This window comes from Massilia cellulosiltytica, assembly GCF_047325105.1.
GTDB lineage: Bacteria > Pseudomonadota > Gammaproteobacteria > Burkholderiales > Burkholderiaceae_D > Telluria > Telluria orientalis.
The window spans coordinates 4417601-4442276 of sequence record NZ_CP168562.1; the positions used below are offsets into that span (position 1 = coordinate 4417601).

Here is a 24676-nt window from a genome sequence, read left to right on the forward strand (position 1 = left end):
GTGATACCAGCGTGTCGACAGCTTATGCAGCACTCATGCGGTGGCGTTATCCTGATTCCGCAAATCGTCCCCGGTGCGGATGCCTCGAGCACGCGCCGCCAGCGGGCGGTCAGGGAGATGAACGCATGAACAGCCTGCCCGCGTGGGGACGCAGGCGCGACGTCCCGGCAAGTATCGTTGTGTACCGGCTACGCGGCCGTTGAGGTTTGCGCATTCTGGATAGGCGCGAACGCAATAAGCGCGTAAGATCGACGAGGCAATACCCAAAACATTCACATACCGTCGAGCAAGATGGCAACGGAGACATCCACAATTCAGCGCTGGGACACCGAGGACATCGACGTACAGTCCGATCTTCTCTCGGGTTGGGAACAGGAGTACCGCCAACTTAGCTGCGGCAAATTCGTGGGCAATGTTGCAACCGCGCGGGGCCCCCGCATCACGATCGCCGGCGAACGCACGAACCAGTCTCTCCACGAAAACATCGTGCCCCCATCCGACACGCTCGTGTTCGGACTCGTCCTGAATAACGACGACGCGCTCAGGATCAATCACCACCAGGTCAAGACGACGTCGCTCATCGCCCTCGACGGCGGCAGGGAATATGATTTCCGCACGAGCGGCAGTACCGAGCTGTTGGGCATCTCGTTCGAACGCGACTGGTTGTTCGACTGCCATGGCGGCGAACATGCCGCCCTGGTCGAGGATGCGCTGAAACGCAACGTGGTGCCGCTGGATCCGGCAAGCACCGCCATGCTGCGCCAGTTCTGGCTGATGCTGTCGCGGACACTCGAGCGCGAAGTCGACTGGCCCGTGAGCATGCCGTTGACGCTGGTCGCCGAGACCGCACTCAGCAATATTTTGCTGGCGTTAAACATGAGCAAGCTGGACGCCTCGGCCGTCCCGCGTTCGGACGCGTGCGAACGCAAGGTGAGCGTGATGCAGCAGGCGGTGCGCTTCATGCGTGCCCATCTCGACACCGACGTCAGCATCGCCGACGTGTGCGCGGCGACCCACGTCAGCCCGCGTACGCTGCAATACCATTTCGAGGAAAACCTGGGGATGGCGCCGCAACAATACCTGAAGATCCTGCGCCTGAACGCGGCGCGCCGCCTGCTGCGCCGCCTGTCGAGGCACGAGCCGTCGGCGCAGCGCCGGACCAGTATCGCGGACGTCGCCGCGCAATGCGGCTACGAGCACGCCAGCCGCTTCGCGGGCGATTACAAGCGCCTGTTCGGCACCCTGCCGTCGGAAACGCTGCGCGGCACGGCTGCCGAAGCCTGCGCGCAGGATTGATGCAACGGCACGCCGCCGGCGTGCCGCTTCGATGCCCGCTCAGCCGGGCTGCGCGGCAATCGCGAGACTGGTGGAACGGCGCACGTGACGTGACGGCTCCGCGCCGGCGCCCTGCACGTTCGACTCCAGCCTGAACTGTCCCACCAGCCGCACCAACTGGTCGGCCTCGCGCTGCAGCAGGTCGGCCGCACTGGCGGCTTCCTCGACGAGGGCGGCGTTCTGCTGCGTGATGCCGTCGATCTGGCCGATCGACTGGTTGATCTGGGCGAGGCCCGCGCTCTGTTCCGCGCTCGCCGCCGCGATCTCGGCGATCGTGGCCGTCACGCTGCGCACGCTCGACACGACCTCTTCCATCGTGGCCCCGGCCTCGGACACGCGCGCGCTGCCGGTGCCGACCTGGCTGACGGCGTCGCCGATCAGCAGCTTGATTTCCCTGGCCGCGGCCGCGCTGCGCTGCGCCAGGTTGCGCACTTCGCTCGCCACGACGGCGAATCCACGGCCCTGCTCGCCGGCGCGCGCCGCCTCGACCGCCGCATTCAGTGCGAGGATATTGGTCTGGAAGGCGATCCCGTCGATCACGGCGATGATGTCGACGATCTTGCGCGACGACGCATCGATCGACGCCATCGACGCCACGACCGACGACACGACTTCGCCCGCGCGGCCCGCGACTTCCGACGCGGCGACGGCAAGGCTGTCGGCGCTGCGCGCATTGTCGGCGTTCTGCTTCACGGTGCCCGTCAGTTCCTCGATGGCCGCCGCCGTCTCCTCGAGCGCGCTGGCCTGGCTTTCGGTGCGTGCCGACAGGTCGCTGTTGCCGCGGCGGATCTCGCCGCTGGCCGACGCGACGTCGCCCGAACTGCCGCGCACTTGCGCGAGCACATCGTGGATCTTGGCGACGAACCGGTTGAAGCTGTCCGAGATCGTCGCGAGTTCGTCGTTGCCCGTGACTTCGAGGCGACGTGTGAGGTCGGCATCGCCGCCGGCGAGATCGGTCATCGCAGCGCTCAAGGTACGCAGCGGCCGCGTCTGACGGTTCAGCACCACGACCAGCACGGCCGCCGCGGCCAGCGAGCACAGCGCCGCGACCAGCAGCGTATAGCGCACCAGCTCGCGCGACGACGCCGTGGCCACGCTCTGCGGGAACGACAGGCGCACGGCCCAGGGCGCCACACCGTGACGCAGGCGCAGCGGCTGGAGCAGATGGACGTTGCCTGCGCCGTCGTGGTATTCGTAAGGCTCGCCGGCACGTACGCGCGCGAGGCCCTCTGCCGGGATGTCGTCGGCGGCGCCGCCGTTGCGCGCGGCGTCCGGGTGGCTCGCGTACCTGCCGCCGTTCGAGACGAGTGCGAGGCGGCCTCCCTCCAGCACACGGATGCCGCCGAGGATGTCCCCGAGGTGCGACAACATCAGGTCCGCGCTCGCGACCCCCTGGAACCGGCCGTTGACCATGAGCGGGATGGACATCGTCGTCATGGCGACCTTGTGTCCATCCACGGGATACAGATACGGTTCGCTGAAATAGGGTTTGCCGGTATCGCGAGGCACGTTGTACACCTCGATCGCTTCCGACAGCACGGCGGGTTCGACATGCACCGTGCCGTCGGCGCCGCGCGAGAAATACGGCATGTAACGGCCCGTATCATCGTATTCCGGCTTCTTCCCGGCGAATTCCGCATCCTTGCCGTCCAGCGCATTCGGTTCCCACACGACCGCCGCCCCGACCAGGTCGTCGGAACCGAGCAGCATCCCCTTGACCAGCGTGCCCACCTGCGGGCGCGACAGGGCCAGGTCGGCGCCGCGGCTGCTGGCCATTGCGCCGGCGAGATTGTTCAGGCTGCCCAGGTTGTCGGCGAGCCGGCTCTCGACGGCATGCGCGGCTTCGCGCACGGAGGTTTGTGCCTGGCGCATGGCGGCCGCCTCGGCCTCGCCGCTGCTCTTGATGCCGATAAAAGTGGCTGTCACGCCCAGGCTCAATACCACGAGTGCCGTCGCGGTGGCGCAGATGCGCGCGTTGAGGGACAGTGCAAGGCCGCGCCGGGACGCGGAACGGATGGTGTGGATCATCGGATTCGTCCAGTAAGTGTTGACCGGAAAGGTGTCCGGCCGGTCGGCCTCGCGCCGGCCACCGGACGAGAGCAATACACGTCAGTTCTTCATGATCTTCACGGTCTGGATCGTCGTGAACTCTTCCAGGCCCTGCTTGCCGAACTCGACGCCGATGCCGGATTGCTTCACGCCGCCGAACGGCGCGTCCGGCTGCACCGCGCCATGGTCGTTGATCCACACGTTGCCGCATTCGAGGCGTTTGCCGATCTCGGCGGCGAGGGCAAGGTCGTTCGACCACACCGAGCCGCCCAGGCCGTTCGGATTGTCGTTCGCGAGCCGCACGGCTTCGTCGATATCCTTGTACTTGATGACCGGGAGGATCGGACCGAACTGCTCTTCGTCGACCAGGCGCGCGCCGTTCGACAGGCCCGCGACGATGGTCGGCTCGAAGAAATAGCCCTTGCCCGCACGGCGCTGCCCGCCGCTCAGGAAACGGCCGCCCCGCTCGCGCGCGTCGGCGGCAAGATTGGTCACGATGTCGAGCTGGGCACGGTTTTGCAGCGGGCCCAGTTCCGTCGACGGGTCCATGCCGTCGCCCACTTTCACGCCGCTCGCGATACGCGCCAGTTCGGCGCATACGTCGTCGTAGATGCTTTCGTGGACGTACAGCCGCTTCAGGCAGGCGCACGTCTGGCCGTTGTTGTGGAAGCCCACGCCGAACAGCTTCGGCGCCACCGTTTTCGGGTCGACGTCCGGCAGGACGATGCCCGCGTCGTTGCCGCCCAGTTCGAGCGTCAGGCGCTTGAGCGATGCCGCCGCGCTTTCCATGATGCGCTTGCCCGTGCGGGTGGAACCGGTGAAGACGATCTTGTTGATGTCCGGGTGGCGCGCGATCGCGGCGCCGACATCCGGACCGCCCATCACGAGATTCATGACGCCGGCGGGCAGGACTTCGTTGGCCAGTTCGACGAAACGGGCGGTGGCGACCGGCGTGTATTCCGACGGCTTCAGCACGACGGTATTGCCCGCGCGCAGGGCCGGGATCACGTGCCAGATCGCGATCAGGAGCGGCCAGTTCCAGGGCGTGATCGATGCCACCACCCCGAGCGCCTTGCGGTGCACTTCGATGCGCGCCACGTCGTTGTCCTGGATGACCTCGGGTTCCAGGTCGAAGTCGGCGGTCACGTGCGTCCACGCGACGGCGCCGCCGATCTCCATGCCGGAGCCGATGCCGTTCAGGCCGTTCATCGGCTTGCCGTTTTCGCGCGTCACCAGTTCCATCAGCTCGGGCATGTTGCGCTCGATGGTGCCCGCCAGCGCATGCAGCAGGCCCTTGCGTTCGGCGTCCGGGAGGGCGCTCCAGGCCGGAAACGCGGCACGCGCCGCGGCCACGGCGGCATCGACGTGTTCCGGCAGGCCCGTGTCGACGACGGCGAACGGCTCGCCCAGGGCCGGGTTGATCACCTCGAGCAATTGTTCGGTGCGCACAGCCTTGCCGTTGATATACATCGGATAGTGTTTCATAGAATTCTCCAGTGAGATGGCCTTCAGTCGAAGGCCATGGACGTTGTGGCCTCGCGCTAGTCGCGCAGCAGGCCCTGTTTCGAAAACGCCAGGACGCGCTGGTCGTCCAGCGGCAGGATGGCCGTGACGGGCTTGCCGTAGGTCTTCACCAGCTGCCAGCTGCGGCCCTCGTCGCGGCTGCGCAGCAACGCGCCGTTCAGTGCGCTGGCCCAGTACACCGGGCCGGCGCGGACGATGTGCGTGATGGAGGCCTCGGTCGGGGACGGCAGCGCATGCCAGGCGGTTCCGTCGGCAGTGGCGACCATTTTCCCGCGCAGGCCGGCGAGCACCGCGCCGCCCTGCCCCGCGGCGCCGCTCCAGAGCGACGCGAGGACGCCGGTCTTCTTGAACCGCCACGAGCGGCCCGCGTCGGCGGAGCCCAGCACCAGCCCCTGCTCGGCGGCGACATACAGCTTGCCGCCTTCACCTTCGAACAGGTGCATCAGGTTGATGTCTGCGCGCTTCTGTCCTTCGGGCGCCGGCAATGCGACCTTCGCCCACGTCTTGCCGCCGTCCGTCGTGGCCAGCATGAGCGACCACAGGCCGACGGCCCAGCCGTTGTCCTTGTCGCGGAAGTGAACGGAAAACAGCGGCTGGTCGACTTGCAGGTCCTGGTGTTGCAGGTCCCAGTGCTCGCCGCCGTCCGCCGTGTGCAGGATCGTGCTGCCATGTCCGACCGCCCAGCCGTTGCGCTCATCGGCGAACGACACCGCGGTCAGCGTGAGGTCCACCGGCACGCCGGCGGCCTGGCGGAACGTCGCACCGCCGTCGTCCGACAGCAGAATGCCGCCGTGCTCGCCGACCGTCACGATGCGCTTGCCGGCCGGTGCCGCGTCCAGGATCATCGAATGCAGGGCCGCGGCGCCGTGCCTGGCCGGGGCGACGACGACCCCGCCCTCGTTCGCCCGCACGGCGCCCGACACGGCCGCGACCAGCAATGCCGCGGCGCAGGCCGCGAATGTCATGGTTCTCATGTGTGTCCTCAATGTTGGAGTGCGGCGGAAACGCGGATCGGCTTACGGCGCGGGAACATGCGCTCGAGCAGTACGGCGAACGCCGGCAGCGCCGTCATCGCCATGACCAGGTTCACGATGAACATGAACGCCAGCAGCTTGCCCATGTCGGCCTGGAACTTCAGCGCCGAGAACGACCACGTCGCCACGCCGATCGCCAGCGTGATCGCGGTAAAGATCGTCGCCATGCCGATTTCCTGGATCGATTTCTCGAGCGCCACCGCGATCGATTCGCCCGCGGCCAGGTGCATCTGCAGGCGGTTGTAGATGTAGAACGCGTAGTCGACGCCGATACCCACGGCCAGCACCATCACGGGCAGGGTCGCGACGGTCAGGCCGATCTCGAGCTTCTTCATGAACGCGTAGCCGATGAAAGTCGCCACCGTCAGCGGCAGGCAGCAGGCCACGACGGCGCGCAAGTCGCGGTACACGACGAACACGAGGATGATGATCGCGGCGTACACGTACAGCATCATCGGCAGTTCCGACTTCTCGACCTCGTCGTTGACGGCCGCGATCACGCCGGCGTTGCCGGACGCGAGGCGCACGTGCAGGCCGGGAAGCTTGTTGGCGTCGCGATATTGCTTGACCGCGGCAATGACGCCGTTGATGGTCGACGCCTTGTGGTCGGTGAGGTACAGGTGCGTGGCCAGCATGCTGCAGTCCTTCGACAGGAAGCCGCGCACGCGGCCGATCTCCACGGCCAGCGCCGAGTAGTTGGCGGCGTCGAGCGGCACCACCCACATGCGCGGGTTGCCTTCGTTGTAGCCCTCGTTATAGGTCTTGATCTGGTCGGCGAACGAGCTCACCGACAGCACGCCCGGCACATTGCGCATGGCGCCGTCGAAGCCGTCCTGGTAGCGGCCGTAGTTCACGTTCTCGCAGGAGTTCGCGGGGGTCTCGAGGACGACGGTCATCCAGTCGAGGCCCGTGGCGTAGTTGGCGGCGATCGATTTCGCGTCCTGGTTGAAGCGCGCGTCCTCGCGCAGTTCCGGCGCACCCGGCTGCAGCGTGCCGACCAGCCGGTCGCGGCTGTACCACACCGAGCCGGCGAATACCACGAGCGTCAGGCAGACGATCACCCTGGCGACCGTGGGATCGGCCGCCCGTCCCAGCACGCGCAGCCAGCGGCCGCGGCTGACCTGGTTGCGCAGCGCCGACGTGGCGTACGCGGCGCCGACCTTCATCAGCGACGCCGCCAGCGGCAGCATCACGAGGTTCGTCACGATCTTGTAGCCGACGCCGATCGACGCCGTGATCGCCAGTTCCTTGACCATCGGAATCGGGATCAACACCAGCGTGACGAACGAGACGAACGCCGTGATCAGGGCGAGCACGCCCGGGACCAGCAGGCCGCGGAAGCTGTCCCGTGCCGCCTGCTCGCAGGTCTTGCCCTCGGCGATGCCGCGCACGATGTAGTTGATCTGCTGGACGCCGTGCGACACGCCGATCGCGAACACGAGGAACGGCACGAGGACGGCCAGCGGGTCGAGGCCGTAGCCGAGCAGGTACAGGGTGCCGAACTGCCACACGAGCGACGTCAGCGAGCATGCGACCGGCAGCAGCGTGAAGCTGATGGAGCGGCTGTACCAGTAGACGGCGAGCGTCGTCAGCACGAGCGCGACGAGGCAGAATTTGATGACGCCGGCCGCGCCGTCGGCGATGTCGCCGATCTGCTTGGCGAAGCCGATGATCTGCACTTCGAAATCCGCATCTTCGTATTTCTTGCGCAATTGTTCGAGTGCGAGGTTGTAGCTCAGGTAGTCGACCTTGTTGCCCTGCGCGTCGAATTCGTTGATCTCGGCCGAGACCATGGCGCTGTCCTGGCTGTTCGATACCAAGGTGCCGACGAAGCCGCCGTTGCTGGTGGCGTTGCGGATCTGCGCGATCGTGTCGGGCGTCAGGCTCGACGCCGTCACGTTCCCGGGAATGACGGGTTCGGCGCGGAAGCCCTCTTCCGTGATTTCGTTGACGAACGTGTTCGGCGTCCACAGCGATTGCACGCCGAGGCGGTTGATGTTCGGCAGGAACATCACCGATTGCGTCAGGTCGTTGAGGCGCGCGAGTCCCTTGGCCGTCCAGATCGTGCCATGCCGGGCACGGAGCACGATGTTGAGGCGGTTCGCGCCGATGACGTCGTTCTTGTACTTGTTGAAGGTTTCGATGTATTCGTGGTGGGTCGGCATCTGCTTTTCGAAGCCGGCATCCATGCGCAGCCTGAAGGCGAAGACCGACATCGCGACGGTGAACAGCATCAGCACGACGAGGATCGGGATCCGGACGCGGAACACGAACCGTTCGAACCGCGCCAGACTGAAGAATTTCGGAGGGTTTGCCATTTCTTTACCTGCGGATTGATCACCGGCCAGGCCGCCGGTCGGAACCTGCGGCCTGGCCGGTGCGGATCAGAAGTTGCGGGACACCGTCGCGCCGAAGAAGCCGCGGTCGCGCAGCGGCTGGTCGAAGATCGAACCGCCGCCCCAGAAGCGCGCGTAGTTGACGCTGACCTGCCACTTCGCCGGATTCTGGATGAAGTTGACGATCAGGTTCGCGGACTTCGCACCCTGCATGAACGTGCCCATCGCATTCGGCGTGCGGCCCTTCACGGCCTGGAAGAAATAGATCTCAGGAACGACCTGCCATCCCGGGACCAGCTTGCCGTCGTAGACCCAGCTGAAGTCCAGGTTGTAGCCGTACGAGGTCGCGGTACCGACTGCGGCCGGTGCGCCGGCGCCCGTTGCGGCGACCTCCGCCGCGGTGCCGTAGCCATACCCCCAGTTGCCCGCGGCGACGGGGATGCCGTCGTACTGTGCCTGCAGGTGCGGGAAGCGGATCGCGACCGCCTCGGCCATGAACGTCGCCGTGTCGGCCCCCAGCAGATTCAGGATGGCCCCTTGATCGCTCGGGGTCAGGCTCAGGGTGCCGGTCAGGTGGAACTGGTATTTTTTCTCTTCGACATAGCAGTTCCCGTTCGCCAGGCACGTGCGGGCGCCGGTCACCGCCGTCTGCGACGTCGCGCCCAGACCCGGCGCCGAACTGTTCAGGCTGACGGCGTCGCGCGGACGATACGACAATTCGGTACCGATCGCCCAGTTCCCCAGCGGGAAATTGGCACTGATGCCGAACAGCTTGCGGTCTTCGAGGTAACGGTAGGCGAGGCCGGACGGCGTGGCCACCGACGTCGTGATGACGGGCGACTTGTCGTGGTAGCGCATCGCGTACAGCCCGAGGTTGAGCGCCGTGCCTTCCGGCTGGTAACGCAGTGCGACGCCGTATTGCCCGCTCTTGCGCGGCTTGCCGATCTCGGCGATGCCGTAGTCTTCCGCGCCCTTGCCGACCGCAGCGGTCGACCAGTAGCTGCCCACCGGCGCGAAATAGTTGCCGTTCCAGCCGTGCTGGACGTAGCCATCGATCGACAGGCCGCTGCCGAGTCCGGTCGAAAAGTCGATCATCGGCGCCGGCAGCACCGCTTCCTTCAGTTGCGTGCCGGGCTGGGCCAGGCGCAGCAGGTCGAGGCTGTTGGTCTGGTTCAGGCCGCCGGGCAGGAACATGCTCTCGCCCCAGTTCAGCACCTGGTTGCCGACCCGGACGCGCGCGCGCTGCTCGCCGATCTCGAACCCCTTGCTGACCCAGAAGTCGAGCAGGCGTTCCTTGTCGTGCAGGTCCTGTTCCGCGTTGGCGGGGATCGGCTGCGTGCTGCCCAGGGCGCTCAGGTTGCCCGTCGTGTGCGTCGCCGCAAAATCGCGCAGCCAGCTGACCCGCGCCAGGAACTTCACGTCGTCCGGGAAATTCAACAGCAGCTCGTGGGTGCCCTTCAGGTAAGTCGTGAAGCGGTCGTTCTTGTCGTAGTTCAGGTTGCCCTGGTCGTTATAGCCCGACACGGCGTCGGTGCAACCGGGACCGGCCGTCGGTCCCGTGGGGGCGACCGGATTGCCCGCGACGCTGCCGATGACGCCGGCGCAGGCCCGGTTCTGCGCACGGAATCCCATGCCGAACGTGATCGTCGAATCGAAATTGCCGGACACGGTCTGGCCTTCGAACGTCATCGCATTCGCCGTGCCTGCGCACAGGGCGAATGCCGCGAGCGCCACCGATTTGTAATTATTCTTCATGTTCTGTCTCCTTGCGATCAACGCTCGCTGATGGCGCGCAGGTTGTCGGCGCTATAGAAGCTGGCCTTGTAGCGTGGGCTGGTCTTCGGGTCGGTCGCATACTGGATGTCCTTGCCCGCGCCCACCGAGTGCACGTCGACCAGGTAACGGCCTTCGGCGAGGTTGTATTCGGCGAAGGCGGAGGCATCGCACGTGCCGGTTTCCGCAACCGGGATCAGGTGACCCTCGCGATGCTTCCACAGCTTGCCCTGGGCGTCGTAGTCGTCCGCCAGCAGCAGGTTCCAGCTGTCCTCGTCCACGTAGAACGTGCGCTTCGGTGCGAGGTGGCGGGTGCCCGGCTTGACGGTGGCCTCGACCACGTACATCCGGTGCAGTTCGTAGCGGCGCGCGCCCTCGGCGACGCTGTCGTCATGCAGGACGTCCTCGAGCTTGGCCTTGAAGTTGTACAGTCCGAACGAACCGTACGGCACATAGACCTCCTTCTTGCCGACCAGCTTCCAGTCGAAACGGTCCAGGCTGCCGCTGAAGACGTAGGGTTCGTCCATCGTGTACTGGTTTTCCATGCCGATCTGCGGCGCATCGTAGGCATAGCTCGGCATGCGGCGCACGCGGCGCTGGCCGGGGAAGTAGTAGAACGTCTCGGTGCCCGGCTTGTCGAGGAAATAGGTGATCGACAGCGCCTGGCCGGCCAGCGCTGTCGGCGCGACGTACGCGTAATACGTGTAGAACTCGACCTGCGGCAGCGTGCTCAGGGCCGTGCTGCCCTTCGCGCCCCATGGATAGAACACGGTCTGTTCGCTGACCGCCTTGATCCACTCGCTGGCGCCCTTGCGCGGCGACACCGACGTCGTGTTTTTCTTGTACTCGACCGCCACGCCGCGATAGCGCATCTTCGAGTTCAGCATGACTTCCACACCGTTCTTGGGGAACGGGAACGGAATGCCCGGCACCACGGCGTCGCCCAGCGTCTGGCCGTCGGCGCCGAGTTTCGCCGCGCCGCCCGCGTTCTTCTTCGTGTTCTCCACCACGAAGTCGGGCGCGCTGCAGTAGCGGTGCGTCGGGTACACATCCATCTTGTAGCCCTTGACCTTCTTGATCAGGGCGGCCTGGCCCGGCGTCAGCTTGTCCGCGTACTTGTCGACGTTGCTCGCATCGATGACGACCGCGGGCTTCTCGTCCTTGTACTTGAAGGCGTCCTTGCGATATTCACCGTAGTGCCAGCTGTTCGACACCACGTTTTCGCCGGTCCACGCGGGGATGTCGCCTTTCGCGGCCTTCTCGGCGCCGCCGAGCGGGGTCAGCGTCGTGCCGATGTCCTGCGGCGACGCCGCCCATGCGCTACCGACCGCCATTGCCACCAGAATTCCGATCAAACCTGATTGCTTGTTCATTTGTCTCACTCCAAGTTAAAAGTCACGATGCCGTCGAATCGATGGATATGCCGTGCCGTTTCCGCTTCCTGGCGACTCATGCCGGATGCGAAAAAATGCCCGTGCGCGAGCACGGGCCAAGAGGCAAGCAAGCCTTCTGTCGAACCCATTCGAGAGGTTCATGTTCATCAAAACGCGTGCCGGACGCCGACGATCAGCGCGCGCGGATCCTCGCCCCGGGCGACGGCGAATGCCGGCCCGGTATTGCCGTTGATGCCGAACTGCGCCCCCGCGTCGTTGCGGATATGCGCCGCACCGGCGTACACCATCGTCCGCTTGCTGAGGTTGTAGTCGTAGCGCAGGCTGTACGCCGCGGCGTTGCCGTTCACCACGCTGCGCGCGCGATACCAGCCCGCGTCGATCAGCAGCGCGCCGGGGCCGATCGGCACCAGTGCGCCGACCTCGAGCGCATTGCTGGCGGCGACGTCGGCATCGTCGCGCCTTGCCTGCGCCAGCACGCCCAGCTTCACGGCGTCGAAGCGGTAGCTGGCGCCGGCCGCGTAGAACCGGTCCGTGTTCGCCTGCGTCGTCCTGCGCTCTTCATAGGAGGCGCCCGCCGAGAAGCGGCCGGCGTCGTACTGCAGCGAGGCGCTGTGGATGTTGCCGACATGGGAGCCGCCCGGCAGCGTCGTGTTCTCGCCGAGGACGTAGAACACACGTCCCTTCAGCCCGCCGAACGACGGCGAGACATAGCTGATCGAGTTGTTGACGCGCAGCGGAGAATTGTCGGTAAAGTAGTTCGATGCATTCCCCCACGCCATGCCGCCGCCGAGGCCGTAGGTGATGATCGTGAAGAAGTTCGGCGAATACTGGCGCCCGACGGTCAGGTCGCCGGCACGCGTGCTCACGCCGACCCACGACTGGCGGCCGAACAGCACACCGCCCTGCCCGGACGTCCCGTCGTCGACGTTGATGCCCGCTTCGAGCAGGAAAATCGCCTTCAGGCCGTCGCCCAGGTCTTCGCTGCCGCGGAATCCCAGGCGCGATCCGGAGATCGCCCCACTCTGGACACGGACCGCGCCGCGGTCGCCGGCGTGGCTGGCGTCGACGTAGGTGTCGAGGATGCCGAATACGGTGACATTGCTTTGCGCGCGCGCCGGCGCACCGGCGGCCAGCGCCGCCAGTACGGCCAACGCGAGGCGGTTTGCGCTCATGCCCACGTTCGTTTGCTTGAACCCGTTCATGCCCGCTCCTCGCCCTTGCGGCTCGCCGCGACCATGACACACGCGCTCACCACGAGCAGCACGGCCAGGCCGAGCAGCGCACCATCCATGCTGCCGGTCAGGGACTTGACCTGGCCGATGGCCCACGGCGTGACGATGCCCGCGCTGGTGCCGATGCTGCTGATCACGCCGATGCCGGCGGCACGCGCCTCGGGTGCGAGCCGGGAAGTCGGCACCGCCCAGAAGATCGGCAGGCCGGAAAACAGGGTCACCGCCGCCAGGGCGAGCAAGCCGAGGGCAACCGGCAGGCTGCCCGGATGCGTCGTCAGCGCCGCCAGCGCCAGCGCGGCCGTGACCACGCATCCGGCGAAAAACGCGGGGTGACGCCCGGTGCGGTCGGCCGCCCGCGCCACCAGCAGCACGCCTACCGCGCCGATCGCGTTCGGAATGACGGAATACAGGCTGACCATCATGACGTCCTTGACGCCGAAGTCGCGGATCATCAGCGGCATCCAGAACGCCAGCATCAATGCGGCGCCGGTCAGCGCGAAGTACGGGAACGCGAACAGGTAGACGCGCGGGTCGCGCAGGCATGCGGCCAGGCCGCTGCCCGAGCCGCCATGCCCGGCGCGCGTTCCCTGGTCCAGGTTGGCCGCGATGCGGCTCTTTTCCGCAGCGCTCAGCCAGGAGGCGTCTTCCGGATAATCCTGCAGGTAGAAATACGCGACCACGGCCAGCACGAGCGCCGGCGAGCCTTCGATGGCGAACATCCACTGCCAGCCCTTGAGGCCGAGGACGCCGGCCATGTCGCGCATGATCCAGCCGGACAGCAGCCCGCCGAGCACGCCGGCCACCGCGACCCCCGCGAAGAAATACGACAGCACCGACGCGCGGCGCAGCGGCGGATACCAGTAGGTCAGGTACAGCACGATACCCGGGAAGAAGCCGGCTTCGAACATGCCGAGCATGAAGCGCAGGCCATAGAAGTGCGCCGGCGTGGAGATGAACATCATGCCGACCGACGCCGCGCCCCACAACAGCATGATGCGCACGAAGGTCTTGCGGGCGCCGAACTTCGCCAGCAGCAGGTTGCTGGGCACTTCGAACAGGACGTAGCCGATGTAGAACACGGCCGCGCCCAGGCCGTACATGGCATCCGAAAAGCCCAGGTCCTGCTTCAACTGGAGCTGGGCGAATCCGATGTTGATGCGGTCCAGGAAGGACACCACATAGCAGAGGAACAGAAAGGGAATGAGGCGGCGCGATACCTTGCGGTACAGCGCATCGTCCGCATTGCGGACAGCGGCCGGCCGGATTGCGTCCGGACCCGTGGTGGCGTCGTACATGCTTGTCTCCATTGTGATTTGGCTGCCGCCGGATGGCGGCGCCCGGCCCTGTTTTTACGGGCTCGTTGTTTGTCATGCATCGCTGCGGCGACCCCGGGGGGATCGCCCGGCTCACCCCAGGAAGGTGCGCAGCAGGCCGGTAAAGTTGTCGGCGTCTTCGACGTTCGACAGGTGCGACCCGTCGACGACGGCGAGACGCGATCCCGCAATGCGTTCCCGCATGAATTCCCCATCCGCGACGGTCGTGACCGGATCGTGGCGCCCCGCGATCAGCAAGGTCGGCACGCGGATCGCGCGGATGTCGTCGCGCAGGTCGGCCGCCGCCAGCGCGAGGCAGCATGCCGCGTAGCCTGCGGGCGGGCACAGGCGCAGTTCGTCGATCAGCACGTCGGTCAGCGCCGGCGAGCGGCGGCAAAATGCATCGGTAAACCAGCGTCCGCGCGCGCCCTCGGCCACGCCGTCCATGCCCGAGGACATGACCAGGTTCGCCCGCTCCGTCCAGCCGGTTGCCGAGCCGATCCGGGCCGCGCTGTTGGCGACGACGAGGCGCTGGATACGGTCGGCCGCATGGACGCCCAGCCACAGGCCGGTGAGGCCGCCCATCGAAATGCCGCAGAAGCCGGCGCGTTCGATGCCGAGGCCGTCCAGCAGGCGCACCACGTCGCCGCCAAGCTGGTCCAGCGTATAACCGTCGCCGGTATCGGCACCGGCGCCCGAGCTGCCGTGCCCGCGCGTGTCATAGCGCAGGACGCGATACCTGCGCGACAGCGCGTCGATCTGGCTGTTCCACATGCACATCGTCGTGCCCAGCGAATTGGACAGCACGAGGACCGGCGCGTCCGCCGGGCCGTCGAGCGTGTAGGCGATCTGGTCCTGCCCTGGATTCAATATTGCGGTCTTGCCCATCCTGGTCTCCCTTGCCGGTTGCTCGTGGCGGCTCAGCGGTCGTCGTCATGGATCGACGAAGGATGGCGGCACAGCGCCTCGACGTCGATGTCCATGTAGGGGAACAACGGCAGCGACATCAACGTGTCGTGCAGCTCGGTGCTGTCGGCCACGTCGAAGATGCTCACGTTGGCGTAGCGTCCGGCCACGCGCCACAGGTGGCGCCATTTGCCGCTGCGCTGCAGGTCCTGGGCCAGCGCACGTTCGGCGGCCTTCAGCCGGTCGGCCTCTTCGCGCGGCATCGTGTGTGGGAGGCGAACATTCATGCTGACTTTGAATAACATCGTGCTTCTCTTTCTCGTTGGTCAGTGCTGCTGGCGTTGCAGGAACGCCAGGCGGTCTTCGTCCAGCTCGATGCCGAGGCCCGGACCGGCCGGCAGCTGCAGTTCGAAGTCGCGGTACTGGAGCGGCGTGCGCAGGATCTCTTCGGTCAGCAGCAGCGGGCCGAACAGTTCGGTGCCCCACGCCAGTTCGGGGAACGTGGCGAACAGCTGGGCGGAGGCGATCGTGCCGACGGCGCCTTCGAGCATCGTGCCGCCGTACAGGCCGATGTTCGCGGACTCGGCGATCGCGGCCACCTGCTGCGCGCCGCGCAGGCCGCCGGACTGCGTGATCTTGATGGCGTAGACGTCCGCTGCGCGCGACTCGGCGATGCGGAACGCGTCCAGCGGGCCATGCAGCGCCTCGTCGGCCATCAGCGGAATGCGGTTCATGGTGCGCAGCCGGCGCATGCCTTCGATATCGTGCGCGGCGATCGGTTGTTCGACGAGGTCGACGCCGGCGTCCTGCAGCATGCCCATGCCGAGCATCGCGTCGGTTTCGCTCCAGGCCTGGTTCACGTCCACGCGCACGCTCGCGCGGTCGCCGAGGGCGCGCTTGATCGCCGCGACGTGGGCCACGTCGGCACGCACGTCGCGCGCACCGATCTTCAGTTTGAACACGCGGTGGCGCCGGATGTCGAGCATGTGTTCCGCCTCGGCGATGTCGCGTGCCGTGTCGCCGCTGGCCAGGGTCCATGCCACCGGCAGGCTGTCGCGCACGCGGCCGCCGAACAGGTCGGACAGCGGCACGCCGAGCCGGCGCGCCTGGCCGTCGTACAGCGCGGTCTCGATGGCGCACAGCGCGAAGCGGTTGCCCTGCAGGTGCGAACGCAGCGCGAACATGCGGGCGTTCGGGCTGGTGGCGTCGGTGCCGACGAGCACCGGCGTCATGTACGTGTCGATATTGGTACGGATGCTTTCGGGGCTCTCTTCCCCGTATGCCAGGCCGCCGATGGTGGTGGCTTCGCCCCAGCCGACGATCCCGTCGCTGGCGCGGATACGGACCAGCACGAGCTTCTGGCGGCGCATGGTGGCAACGGACAGCTGGTGCGGGCGGATGGTCGGAAGGTCGAGCAGGAGTACGTCGACGCTCTCGATCTTGATGGAAGTCTCGCTCATTGAATCCTCGGGTCTGTTTCGATCAATCATAGGAACAAGCCGACATGCCGTCCAAGACCGATTGGGGCAAGTCGCATACCTCCAAGGTATAAAGCCGCGCAAAAAAAGACCCGCACGAAGCGGGTCTGCAAGGCCGGTCGGACCGGAGGAGACATCAGGGAATCATGGGGTTACAGCGGCATCGCGGCCGCCCGCGCCCATTCCACGATGCGCGGCGCGGGGTCGGGCGTCGCCACCGCTCGCGCCGTCGTATGGATGGCCAGCGGGAGGAGCGTTTCGGCCATCGCGCGGAAGCGCGCGAGGACGTCGCCCGCATCGCCGCGCCGGAAATTCATGATGACCGGCGACACCGCCTCTTCCGCCGCGACGCGCCGGAAGACCACGCTGCCGCGCCTGCCCTGGCAGGCCGACGCGGGCACCAGTGCGACGCCGATCCCGGCGGCGACGAGACCGAGTGCGGTCTGCATCTCGTTCGCCTCGCGCACGGTTGCCGGGCGCACACCGCGCCGTGCGAACAGGTCGAGGACCTGGTCGGCGTAGCCGGGCCGCGGCCGCGCGGGATAGACGACCAGCGGATCCGCGGCGAGATCGTCGAGGTCGACGACCTCGGCGTCCGCATGGGGGTGCGTGCACGGCAGCGCCGCCAGCAGCGGCTCGCGCAGCAAGGTGACGCATTCGATATCCGGGTCGTCGATCGGCAACCGGCCGAAGCCCACGTCGATCCGGCCAAGCTTGAGCGCCGCCGCCTGCTCCATCGTCATGAGTTCGGTGAAGCCGGTTTCCACACCGGGCTCGGCCTGCCGGAACTGGCGGATCAGGTCGGGCAGGAGCCCGCACATGACGGACGGGACGAAACCGATGCCGAACCAGACGCGCTGGTTGCGGGCGAGGCGGCGGGTGCCCTCCTCGATCTCGCGCAGCCGGGACAGCACCTGGTACGTCTGCTCGTAGAAAAATTTGCCGGCAACCGTCAGGGCGATGGGACGCGACTCGCGATCGATCAGCTCGGCACCGAGCAACTCCTCGAGCTGGCGGATCTGCCGGCTGAGCGGAGGCTGCGCGATGTGCAGGCGTTCGGCCGCGCGGCTGAAACTCAGCGTCTCCGCCACCGCATGAAAATACTTCAGATGGCGAAGTTCCATCGCGTCCTCCTAGTTGTGGGACACCAGCGCCGCGCGGCCAATGCCGCGGCCCAGCGCCCTGGCGGTCAGGCCGCCGAGACCGAAGTCCTCGTTGGGCAGGTCCTGGATGAACACCCGTACCGAGCCGGGCGCGACGTCGATCGCCGCGGCGGCGGCAGTCAGCTTCTCGACAAGGCGCACTTTCTGCGCGTCGGTGCGCCCCGCGATGAGGAATGCCTGCAGGACGGCACGCGGCGCCGTGCCCGCCCTGGCGGCCTTGCCGGCGATGCCGAAGTGCGCGCGGGGTATCTCGTTGAGCAGCACGCAGACGGAATCGATGGGCGCATCCAGCGCGGCGACCACGGCGTCCGTCAGCACTTCGATCAGCCGCGCCTTCTGGCCGTCGGCGTGGCCTTCCATGATGTGGGCTTGTATGGTTGGCATCACATTCTCCCGGTCAGCGCATGAACAGGCCGCCGTTGATATCCCAGCAGGCGCCTGTCACCGAACCCGCTTCATGCGCGGCGAGCAGCACGACCGCGTCGGCGATGAAGCCGGCGTCGCCGAGCGTGCGCACGGGGATCGTCTGGATCACGGCGGCCAGCTTTTCCGCCGGCACGCTCTCGTGCACGATCGGCAGGTCCAGCGGCCCCGGCGAGATCGCATTGACGGTCACGCCCTGGGCCGCCAGTTCGCGGGCGAACACCTTGGTCAGCGTCAGCACGCCACCCTTGGCCGCCGCATAATGGGCGCCGGTCGCGGTGCCGCCGGTCTGTCCGGCCAGCGACGCGATATTGACGATACGCCCTTGACCGCGCGCGGCGAACGCCTTGCCGAACACCTGGCACGCCAGGAACACGCTGCGCAGGTTGACCTGCACGACCGCGTCGAACTCCTCCGGGCTGATGTCCATCAGGGCGGCCACGCGCGACTGGCCGGCATTGTTGACCAGCACGTCGGCACCGCCCCAATGTTCGTCCAGCAGCCTGTCGGCGGCTTCGAAGTCGGCCTTGTTGCGCACGTCGAGGCGCAATGCCATGGCGCTCTCGCCGCTGCCGTCGAGGCTGCGCGCGACGCCCTGCGCCGCCTCGACGTCCAGGTCGCCGAGCGCGACCCGGTATCCGGCCGCGTGCAGGCGACGGGCGACCAGTTCGCCCAGGCCGCGCGCCGCGCCGGTGACCAGCGCGACTCTGTGATTGGCGGCCATCGGTCAGCCTCCCTGGATGATGAGGGCGCGGCCGACGCGGGCCTCGATCTTGCCGTACTTCCAGAGGCGGAATTCGCCGACTTTCACCGTACGGAACAGGTTGCACGCGGCGACGACGGTGTCGAGATCGACCACGTCGGCCATGATGTACACGGTCCACGGCCAGGATGCCGAGCTGCCGACCATCGTGCGGTCGTCGTCCATCGTGCCGAGGATCGTGACGCCCGGCATGGCGTTCATGGCGCTCATCATCTCGCCATAGCCTTTCCAGACGGCGCCGATGTCGCTTTCCGGCAGGTCGAAGAAGTTTTGCGTGACGCCGATGCAGAACAGGACGCGCAGCGGATCTTTTTGGGTATCGGACATATTGTCTCCAGTGTGTTGCTTGATTGATCAGAGGAAGCCGGGCATCGGCGGCACGCCCAGGGCGACGGCGCCGGCGCCGTCATAGATGCCTTCGCCGAGGAACGCGTGCTGGCGCACGACGGCCGCGTCGCGCAGGTAGCGCTGCAGCGGATGGCTGTTGTAGATCGCCGTGGTGCCGGCCAGGCCGTACATCTGCTGCACGACCCAGTCACCCGCGCGGGCGGCGTCGACGGCGGCCAGGCGCAGCGCTGCGACCTGCTCCGGCGTCACCGCATTGCCGGCGAGGATGGACGCGTACACTTCGCCCGTGATGTCGTAGAAGAAGCCGCGCGCGGCGCGCAGGCGGGCCTCGGCCTTGGCGACCTCGATGCGGACATAGGAGCGGTCGGCCAGCTTGGGCGCGCCCGTGATGGCGACCCGGCCGCCCGCCATGTTGGTGATTTCCTCGATGGCGGCGCGGGCGATGCCCAGGTTGACGACGGCCAGCACCTGCGCGGCGTAGGCGATGGTCGGATAGCGGTACAGCGGTTCGTCGATGTTGGACTCGCCGCCGCGGATGAAGGTCCAGTCTTCGGACACGAACTGCGACGTCACCTTGAGGTCGTGGCTGCCGGTGCCGCACAGGCCCATCACGTCCCAGTTGTCGATGATGTCGACCTGGTTGGGAGGCAGCACGGCGGTGCGCGGCTTGCCGCCCGGCTGGCCCGGGGTGCCGGTGCCGATGCCGACGCCCAGCAGGTCCGCGCCCTTGCAGCCGCTGGCGAACTTCCACGTGCCGTTGACCATGTAGCCGCCGTCCACCGGCGTGGCCGGCTGGATCGGGAACAGGCCGCCGGCGAACACGAGGTCCGGGCTGTCGCGGTACATCTGCGCCTGGGTCGCCTTCGGCAGCGCGGCCAGGTAGACCGAGGCGGAACCGAAGCTGGCCACCCAGCCGACCGAACCGTCGGCCTGCGAGATGCGCTCGACCAGGGCGAGGAAATCGCTCGGGCTCATGCCGCTGCCGCCGAAGCAGACCGGCGTGGCGGCGCGGTAGACGCCCTGCTGCTTCAGGCGATCGATGATGTCGCGCGGCACGTGGCGCAAGGTGGTGAATTCGGCGTGGCGTGCGCGAATGTCTGCCAGCAGCTGATCGAGCGATTCGGTAGGGGTGTGGCCGGCGCGGGCGGGCGCGGCCTCGGCTTGCATTGCGAGCATTGTTGTCTCCGTTGGGTTCGGTTGCCCGGTGGGCATTGGAATAGCGTTGCACCAGTGTAGGCAGGCCCTTGATGTGGTTCAATTCGCGGGATTTCGGTTTTGCTAGGCGAAATCCCGCCCACGCCTAAAGAAACTACGTAGTGCCCGATTCCGCCACCCGGCGCGACCGTATAATCGGCCGGACTGGAATGAAAAGGCATGCCGATGGCGCAGTTCGAACCCGACGATTTCAAACGGATGGCCGACGCCATGTCGTCCTGCATCATCGTGCACGACGCGGCCACCAAGGCCATCCTGTGGGCCAACCCCGCGGCATGCGCCGTGCTCGGCTTCACGCTCGACGAGCTGTTGCCGCTGAAGGCGCCCGACATGAGCGGCCGGGCGGCGCAGTACGGGCGCGACGTCGGCCTGCGCTGGCTGCAGGGTGCGGTCGAGCGCGGGATCAACGTCATCGAATGGTGCTACCGCGCCAAGAACGGCGAGGAGATCATGTCGGAAGCGATCGCCACGCTCGTGCACCTGGCCCGGGGCGATGTGGTCATGGTCCAGTTCCGCGACATCGCGCGCGAGGAACAGGCGCGGCGCGAAATGAAGCGGCTGGAAAGCCGCCTCACGGAATTCATGCAGGACTCGGACGAAGGTGTCGCCGTGCTGGGCGCGGACAGCCGCTTCGACTACCTGAGCACGACGGGCCGCAAGCTGCTGGGCCTCGCTCCGGCCACCGGTGCCACCCTGCCCCATCTCGCGACCCTGTGTACGCCGGAGACGCGGCGCGAACTGGCGCAGATCCAGGCGCTGGCGCTGCCGCACGGCCCGGCGCTGCAGTTCGTCTTCGAGACCGAGCAGGCGACCGGTGCCCGCCGCTGGTTCCAGGCCAGTTGCCGCCATATCGACATCGAAGGCGACCTGCGCGGCCACCTGCTGCATTTCCGCGACATCACGGCACAGGTCGAGGCGGACCAGGCACGCCGCGACCAGCAGGCCGCGCTGGAATACCTCGCGCGCCACAATGCGATGGGCGAAATGGCCGGTGCGATCGCACACGAGCTGAGCCAGCCGCTGGCGGCGATCCGCAATTACCTGCAGGGCTCGCTTCTACGCCTGCGGAGCAGCGAGGCCACCCGCGAGGGGATCGGCGCCGGGCTCGAAGCGGCGGCGCGCCAGGTCGACCACGCCAGCGCCATCATCAAGAGCGTCCGCGACTATGTCGTGAAACTCGAACAGACCGAGGCGCCGGCCGACCTGAACGGCATCCTCGCCGATACGCGCTACTTCATCGAATTGAAGGCGGAAGAAGCCGGCGTCCGCCTGGCGTTCTCGTTCGCGCCGGATCCGCTGATGGTCAGCTGCGAAAAGGTGTTGATCGGCCAGGTCGTCCTGAACCTCGCGTTCAACGCCATCGAGGAAATGCAGCGCCTTCCCGAGCCACGCCGGCTGGTGCGTATCGGGACCGCACGCGACGGGGACAAGGCGTACGTGTCCGTCCAGGACCAGGGCAACGGCATCGACGCCGCGCTGCACGAACGCCTGTTCGACGGTTTCTTCACGTCTAAGGTCAGCGGCAACGGCATCGGCCTGGCGCTGTGCAAGAACATCATCGGCCGGCACCGCGGGGACATCTGGGCCGAGGCGGCGCCCGGCGGGGGCGCGCTGTTCCAGTTCTCGCTGCCGCTGCTGCCCGGTCAGGAATTGCGCCCGTAACGCTGCAACAGGTCGAGCACGAGCTGGCGCAGCCACGCGTTCGCCCGGTCGTCCTCGAACTCCGCGTGCCAGTGCAGCATCACGTCGACCGTCGGCAACGCGACCGGCAATGCAAAGATCCGGAACTGCCCGGCCGCATTGAACAGCTTCGCGATCCGCAGCGGCAGCGTCGCGGCGAGGTCGGATTGCAGCAGGATCAGCGGCAGCACGGAAAAGTGCGGAATCTCGAGCGCCACGTGGCGCTCGACGCCCATTTCCAATAATGCCTGCGCCACCTGGCTGTGGCTGCTTTCGGCCGACCGCACCTGCACGTGCGACAGTGCCTGGAATGCCTCCAGCGATAACGTGTCCTGCGCCGGCAACCCCGTGCGCGTGCGCGTCAGGCAGCAGTACGACTCGCTGAACAGCAGCGCATGGCGCGTCGACGCCGCCAATGCCGGCAGGTTGCCGATCGCGAAATCGAGGCGGCCCGTGCGCAACGCGTCCACGATGTCGTCCTGCGGCACCTGCTCGACTTTCAGCAGCACCCGTGGCGCGAGCACGCGCAACTGTTCGCAGATCGCTGGCAAAAACACCATCTCCGCCACGTCCGTCATCGACACGCGGAACGTCCGGTTGCTCTCGGCCGGGTCGAATCCGCCCGCGAACCGCAACGCATCCTGCACGGCCTGCAGCGCGCGGCCGATCGGCTTGGCCAGTTCCAGCGCCGTCGGCGTCGGCTGCATGCCGTCGCGCGTGCGCACGAACAACGGATCCCCGAACAGCTCGCGCAGGCGGTTCACGGCATAGCTGACGGCCGGCTGCGACAAATGCAACCGGTTGCCCGCCAGGGTCAGGCTGCGTTCTTCCGATACGGCCTGGAAGACCCGTAGCAGGTTCAGGTCCATGTTGTTAAAGGTTGTCATTGCCACCAAAATCCATGTGATTTATGCGATCAATATGTCACATCAATTTGATCTATGCAACCTCGACTTCTAGAATCGTTTCGGTAACCCCTCGCAACATCGAAAAGAAAGAGAGACCATGACATCGACCCCGCCCGCCGCGCATGCCCTCCAGTCGCTGGAGGCAAGGCTGCGCCGCCTGGAGGGCGCGCAAGCGGCGCGCAGCACGCTGGCGCGCTACATGCACCTGTGCGACCAGCCCTGCGCCGACAGCGCATTCCCCCAGCTCGCCGACCTGTTTACCGAAGACGCGATCTGGGAAGGCGTGGGCCCGCTGTACGCCGGCAAGTTCGGCCGCCACGTGGGTCCGGCCGCGATCGTCGCGTTCGTCGGCAGCTATCTGGCGCCGTCGCCGCACTTCGAGCGTAATCTGCATTTCCTCACCTCCGACCAGGTCAAGGTGGCCGAGGACGGCGCAAGCGCGCGCGGCCAGTGGCTGATGCTGCAACTGTCCACCTATGGCGCCGGCGGTTCCGAAGCCATCACGGCCCGTCTCGACGTCGAGTTCCGTCCGGCACCGGACGGCCACTGGCTCATTGCCCACTTCCGCACCGAACGCCTCGAATGCGTGCCCTGGAATTCGCCGGACAAGGAGGCAGTGCAATGAATGCCTTCGCGGAACGGTTCGACCTCGGCGACCTGCACGGCCCCACGATCGCCATCAAGGACTGCATCGACATCGCCGGCATGCCGACGCGCGCGGGCAGCGCGGCCCTGTCGGACATCCTGCCGGCCCAGCGCGACGCCGTCGTCGTCGACGCGCTGATCCGCGCCGGCTGGCATATCGTCGGCAAGACCAACATGCACGAGCTGGCTTATGGCATGACCGGTATCAACCCATGGGCGGGAACGCCCGTGAATCCGCAGGATCCCGACCTGATCCCGGGCGGATCGTCGAGCGGGTCCGCGGTCGCGGTTGGTGCTTGTGAGGCCGACGCGGCCATCGGCAGCGATACCGGCGGCTCGATCCGCCTGCCGGCGGCATGCTGCGGCGTGCTCGGCATGAAGCCGACGTTCGGCCGGGTCAGCCGCCGCGGCGCGTGGCCGCGCGAGAGCAGTCTCGATTGCGTCGGCCCGTTCGCGCGCGACGCCTTGCTGCTGACCGGCGTGATGCAGGCCATCGCCCTCGATTTCGATGCCAGGAAGGCCACCGCGCCGGCGGCGAAAGCCCGCGTCGGCATCATTGCCACCGGCAGCGACGCGCCGGTCGAAGCCGCCGTCGCGGCGGCGCTGGACGCCAGCGGCTGGACCCAGGAAGTCCGCGCGCTCCCCGGACTGCATGCGGCGTTCGATGCCGGCCTGACCGTGATCAACCAGGAAACCTGGGCCGCGTTCGGGCACCTGGTCGAGGGCGGCCGGGTCGGCGACGACGTCGCGCGGCGCCTCAAGGCAGCCAGTGCCACCACGGCGGATGACCGCCAGGCGGCGGAACGTGTCCGCATCGCGTTCATCGAAGAAGTGAACCTCGCGCTCGACGGTGTCGACGCACTGGTCCTTCCCACGCTTCCGGCGCTGCCTCCGACGCTGGCCGAGGTGGCCGCCGGGGCTTCCATCATCACGTTGAGCCGCCTGGTACGCCCTTTCAACCTCAGCGGCCATCCGGCCCTGAGCATCCCGATTCCCGTCCCCGTCATGGGCAGCGGAAGAACGACCTCCGTCAAGGCAGGACTGCAACTGGTCGGCCGCAAAGGCGACGACGAACGCCTGTGCGCGCTGGCGCTCCATCTGGAGCAGGCGCTGCAGAAGTCCGACCACTAACGAGAACACAACCACAGGAGCATTGC

General features: G+C 67.0%; 21 protein-coding genes. 4 read left to right on the forward strand and 17 right to left on the reverse strand.

Annotation, left to right across the window (positions count from 1 at the left end):
• Window positions 1-486: 486 nt before the first annotated feature.
• Entirely contained in the window at window positions 487-1296 is an 810-nt protein-coding gene (locus tag ACEN9H_RS19190; protein ID WP_413671698.1) for a helix-turn-helix domain-containing protein, read from the forward strand.
• A 39-nt stretch (window positions 1297-1335) separates the two neighbouring features.
• Here the strand turns inward: ACEN9H_RS19190 and ACEN9H_RS19195 are convergent, their stop codons facing one another.
• The 16 genes from ACEN9H_RS19195 to ACEN9H_RS19270 form a co-directional block, all read right to left on the reverse strand.
• Window positions 1336-3363 (reverse strand): methyl-accepting chemotaxis protein, encoded by a 2028-nt coding sequence (locus ACEN9H_RS19195; RefSeq protein WP_413671699.1) that lies wholly within the window; start codon window positions 3361-3363, stop codon window positions 1336-1338.
• An 81-nt stretch (window positions 3364-3444) separates the two neighbouring features.
• The gene (locus tag ACEN9H_RS19200; protein WP_413671700.1) at window positions 3445-4869 is read right to left on the reverse strand and encodes an aldehyde dehydrogenase family protein; all 1425 of its coding nucleotides are present in this window, start codon (window positions 4867-4869) and stop codon (window positions 3445-3447) included.
• Between the two features lie 56 nt (window positions 4870-4925).
• The gene (locus ACEN9H_RS19205) at window positions 4926-5882 is read right to left on the reverse strand and encodes a WD40/YVTN/BNR-like repeat-containing protein (RefSeq protein WP_413671701.1); all 957 of its coding nucleotides are present in this window, start codon (window positions 5880-5882) and stop codon (window positions 4926-4928) included.
• Between the two features lie 8 nt (window positions 5883-5890).
• Window positions 5891-8260, reverse strand: a complete 2370-nt coding sequence (locus tag ACEN9H_RS19210) for an efflux RND transporter permease subunit (protein WP_413671702.1) — start codon at window positions 8258-8260, stop codon at window positions 5891-5893.
• 66 nt (window positions 8261-8326) lie between these two features.
• Window positions 8327-10033, reverse strand: a complete 1707-nt coding sequence (locus ACEN9H_RS19215) for a DUF1302 domain-containing protein (RefSeq protein ID WP_413671703.1) — start codon at window positions 10031-10033, stop codon at window positions 8327-8329.
• Between the two features lie 17 nt (window positions 10034-10050).
• The gene (locus tag ACEN9H_RS19220) at window positions 10051-11424 is read right to left on the reverse strand and encodes a DUF1329 domain-containing protein (RefSeq protein WP_413671704.1); all 1374 of its coding nucleotides are present in this window, start codon (window positions 11422-11424) and stop codon (window positions 10051-10053) included.
• Window positions 11425-11591: 167 nt separating this feature from the next.
• Window positions 11592-12647, reverse strand: coding sequence for a porin (locus ACEN9H_RS19225; RefSeq protein ID WP_413671705.1), 1056 nt, complete (start codon window positions 12645-12647; stop codon window positions 11592-11594).
• Window positions 12644-13972 carry an MFS transporter gene (locus ACEN9H_RS19230; RefSeq protein ID WP_413671706.1) on the reverse strand — a complete coding sequence of 443 codons (1329 nt, stop codon included), beginning with the start codon at window positions 13970-13972 and terminating at the stop codon, window positions 12644-12646. The genes ACEN9H_RS19225 and ACEN9H_RS19230 overlap by 4 nt, the downstream gene beginning before the upstream one ends.
• Before the next feature lie 111 nt (window positions 13973-14083).
• Complete coding sequence (pcaD, locus tag ACEN9H_RS19235; RefSeq protein WP_413671707.1) at window positions 14084-14878, reverse strand: 3-oxoadipate enol-lactonase; 795 nt, start codon at window positions 14876-14878, stop codon at window positions 14084-14086.
• A gap of 32 nt (window positions 14879-14910) precedes the next feature.
• Entirely contained in the window at window positions 14911-15201 is a 291-nt protein-coding gene (gene catC / locus ACEN9H_RS19240; RefSeq protein WP_413671708.1) for a muconolactone Delta-isomerase, read from the reverse strand.
• 21 nt (window positions 15202-15222) lie between these two features.
• Window positions 15223-16356 carry a muconate/chloromuconate family cycloisomerase gene (locus tag ACEN9H_RS19245; protein WP_413671709.1) on the reverse strand — a complete coding sequence of 378 codons (1134 nt, stop codon included), beginning with the start codon at window positions 16354-16356 and terminating at the stop codon, window positions 15223-15225.
• A gap of 170 nt (window positions 16357-16526) precedes the next feature.
• The gene (locus ACEN9H_RS19250) at window positions 16527-17498 is read right to left on the reverse strand and encodes a LysR family transcriptional regulator (protein WP_413671710.1); all 972 of its coding nucleotides are present in this window, start codon (window positions 17496-17498) and stop codon (window positions 16527-16529) included.
• A 9-nt stretch (window positions 17499-17507) separates the two neighbouring features.
• Window positions 17508-17921, reverse strand: a complete 414-nt coding sequence (locus ACEN9H_RS19255; protein ID WP_413671711.1) for a tautomerase family protein — start codon at window positions 17919-17921, stop codon at window positions 17508-17510.
• Window positions 17922-17934: 13 nt separating this feature from the next.
• Complete coding sequence (locus tag ACEN9H_RS19260; RefSeq protein ID WP_413671712.1) at window positions 17935-18684, reverse strand: SDR family NAD(P)-dependent oxidoreductase; 750 nt, start codon at window positions 18682-18684, stop codon at window positions 17935-17937.
• A gap of 3 nt (window positions 18685-18687) precedes the next feature.
• Window positions 18688-19050, reverse strand: coding sequence for a hypothetical protein (locus tag ACEN9H_RS19265; protein WP_413671713.1), 363 nt, complete (start codon window positions 19048-19050; stop codon window positions 18688-18690).
• Window positions 19051-19077: 27 nt separating this feature from the next.
• Window positions 19078-20247: an acyl-CoA dehydrogenase family protein gene (locus ACEN9H_RS19270; protein WP_413671714.1), complete on the reverse strand. Its 1170-nt coding sequence runs from the start codon at window positions 20245-20247 to the stop codon at window positions 19078-19080.
• 204 nt (window positions 20248-20451) lie between these two features.
• Between ACEN9H_RS19270 and ACEN9H_RS19275 the strand changes: the two genes are divergently transcribed.
• On the forward strand, window positions 20452-21948 hold the full coding sequence (locus ACEN9H_RS19275) for an ATP-binding protein (RefSeq protein WP_413675605.1): 1497 nt from the start codon (window positions 20452-20454) through the stop codon (window positions 21946-21948).
• Here the strand turns inward: ACEN9H_RS19275 and ACEN9H_RS19280 are convergent.
• On the reverse strand, window positions 21930-22853 hold the full coding sequence (locus tag ACEN9H_RS19280; RefSeq protein ID WP_413671715.1) for a LysR family transcriptional regulator: 924 nt from the start codon (window positions 22851-22853) through the stop codon (window positions 21930-21932). The genes ACEN9H_RS19275 and ACEN9H_RS19280 overlap by 19 nt on opposite strands.
• A gap of 118 nt (window positions 22854-22971) precedes the next feature.
• On the opposite strand from ACEN9H_RS19280, the gene ACEN9H_RS19285 reads away from it, so the two are divergent.
• Both ACEN9H_RS19285 and ACEN9H_RS19290 read left to right on the forward strand, forming a co-directional pair.
• The gene (locus ACEN9H_RS19285) at window positions 22972-23499 is read left to right on the forward strand and encodes a nuclear transport factor 2 family protein (protein ID WP_413671716.1); all 528 of its coding nucleotides are present in this window, start codon (window positions 22972-22974) and stop codon (window positions 23497-23499) included.
• Window positions 23496-24650 carry an amidase gene (locus ACEN9H_RS19290; protein ID WP_413671717.1) on the forward strand — a complete coding sequence of 385 codons (1155 nt, stop codon included), beginning with the start codon at window positions 23496-23498 and terminating at the stop codon, window positions 24648-24650. The genes ACEN9H_RS19285 and ACEN9H_RS19290 overlap by 4 nt, the downstream gene beginning before the upstream one ends.
• The last annotated feature ends 26 nt before the right edge of the window (window positions 24651-24676 follow it).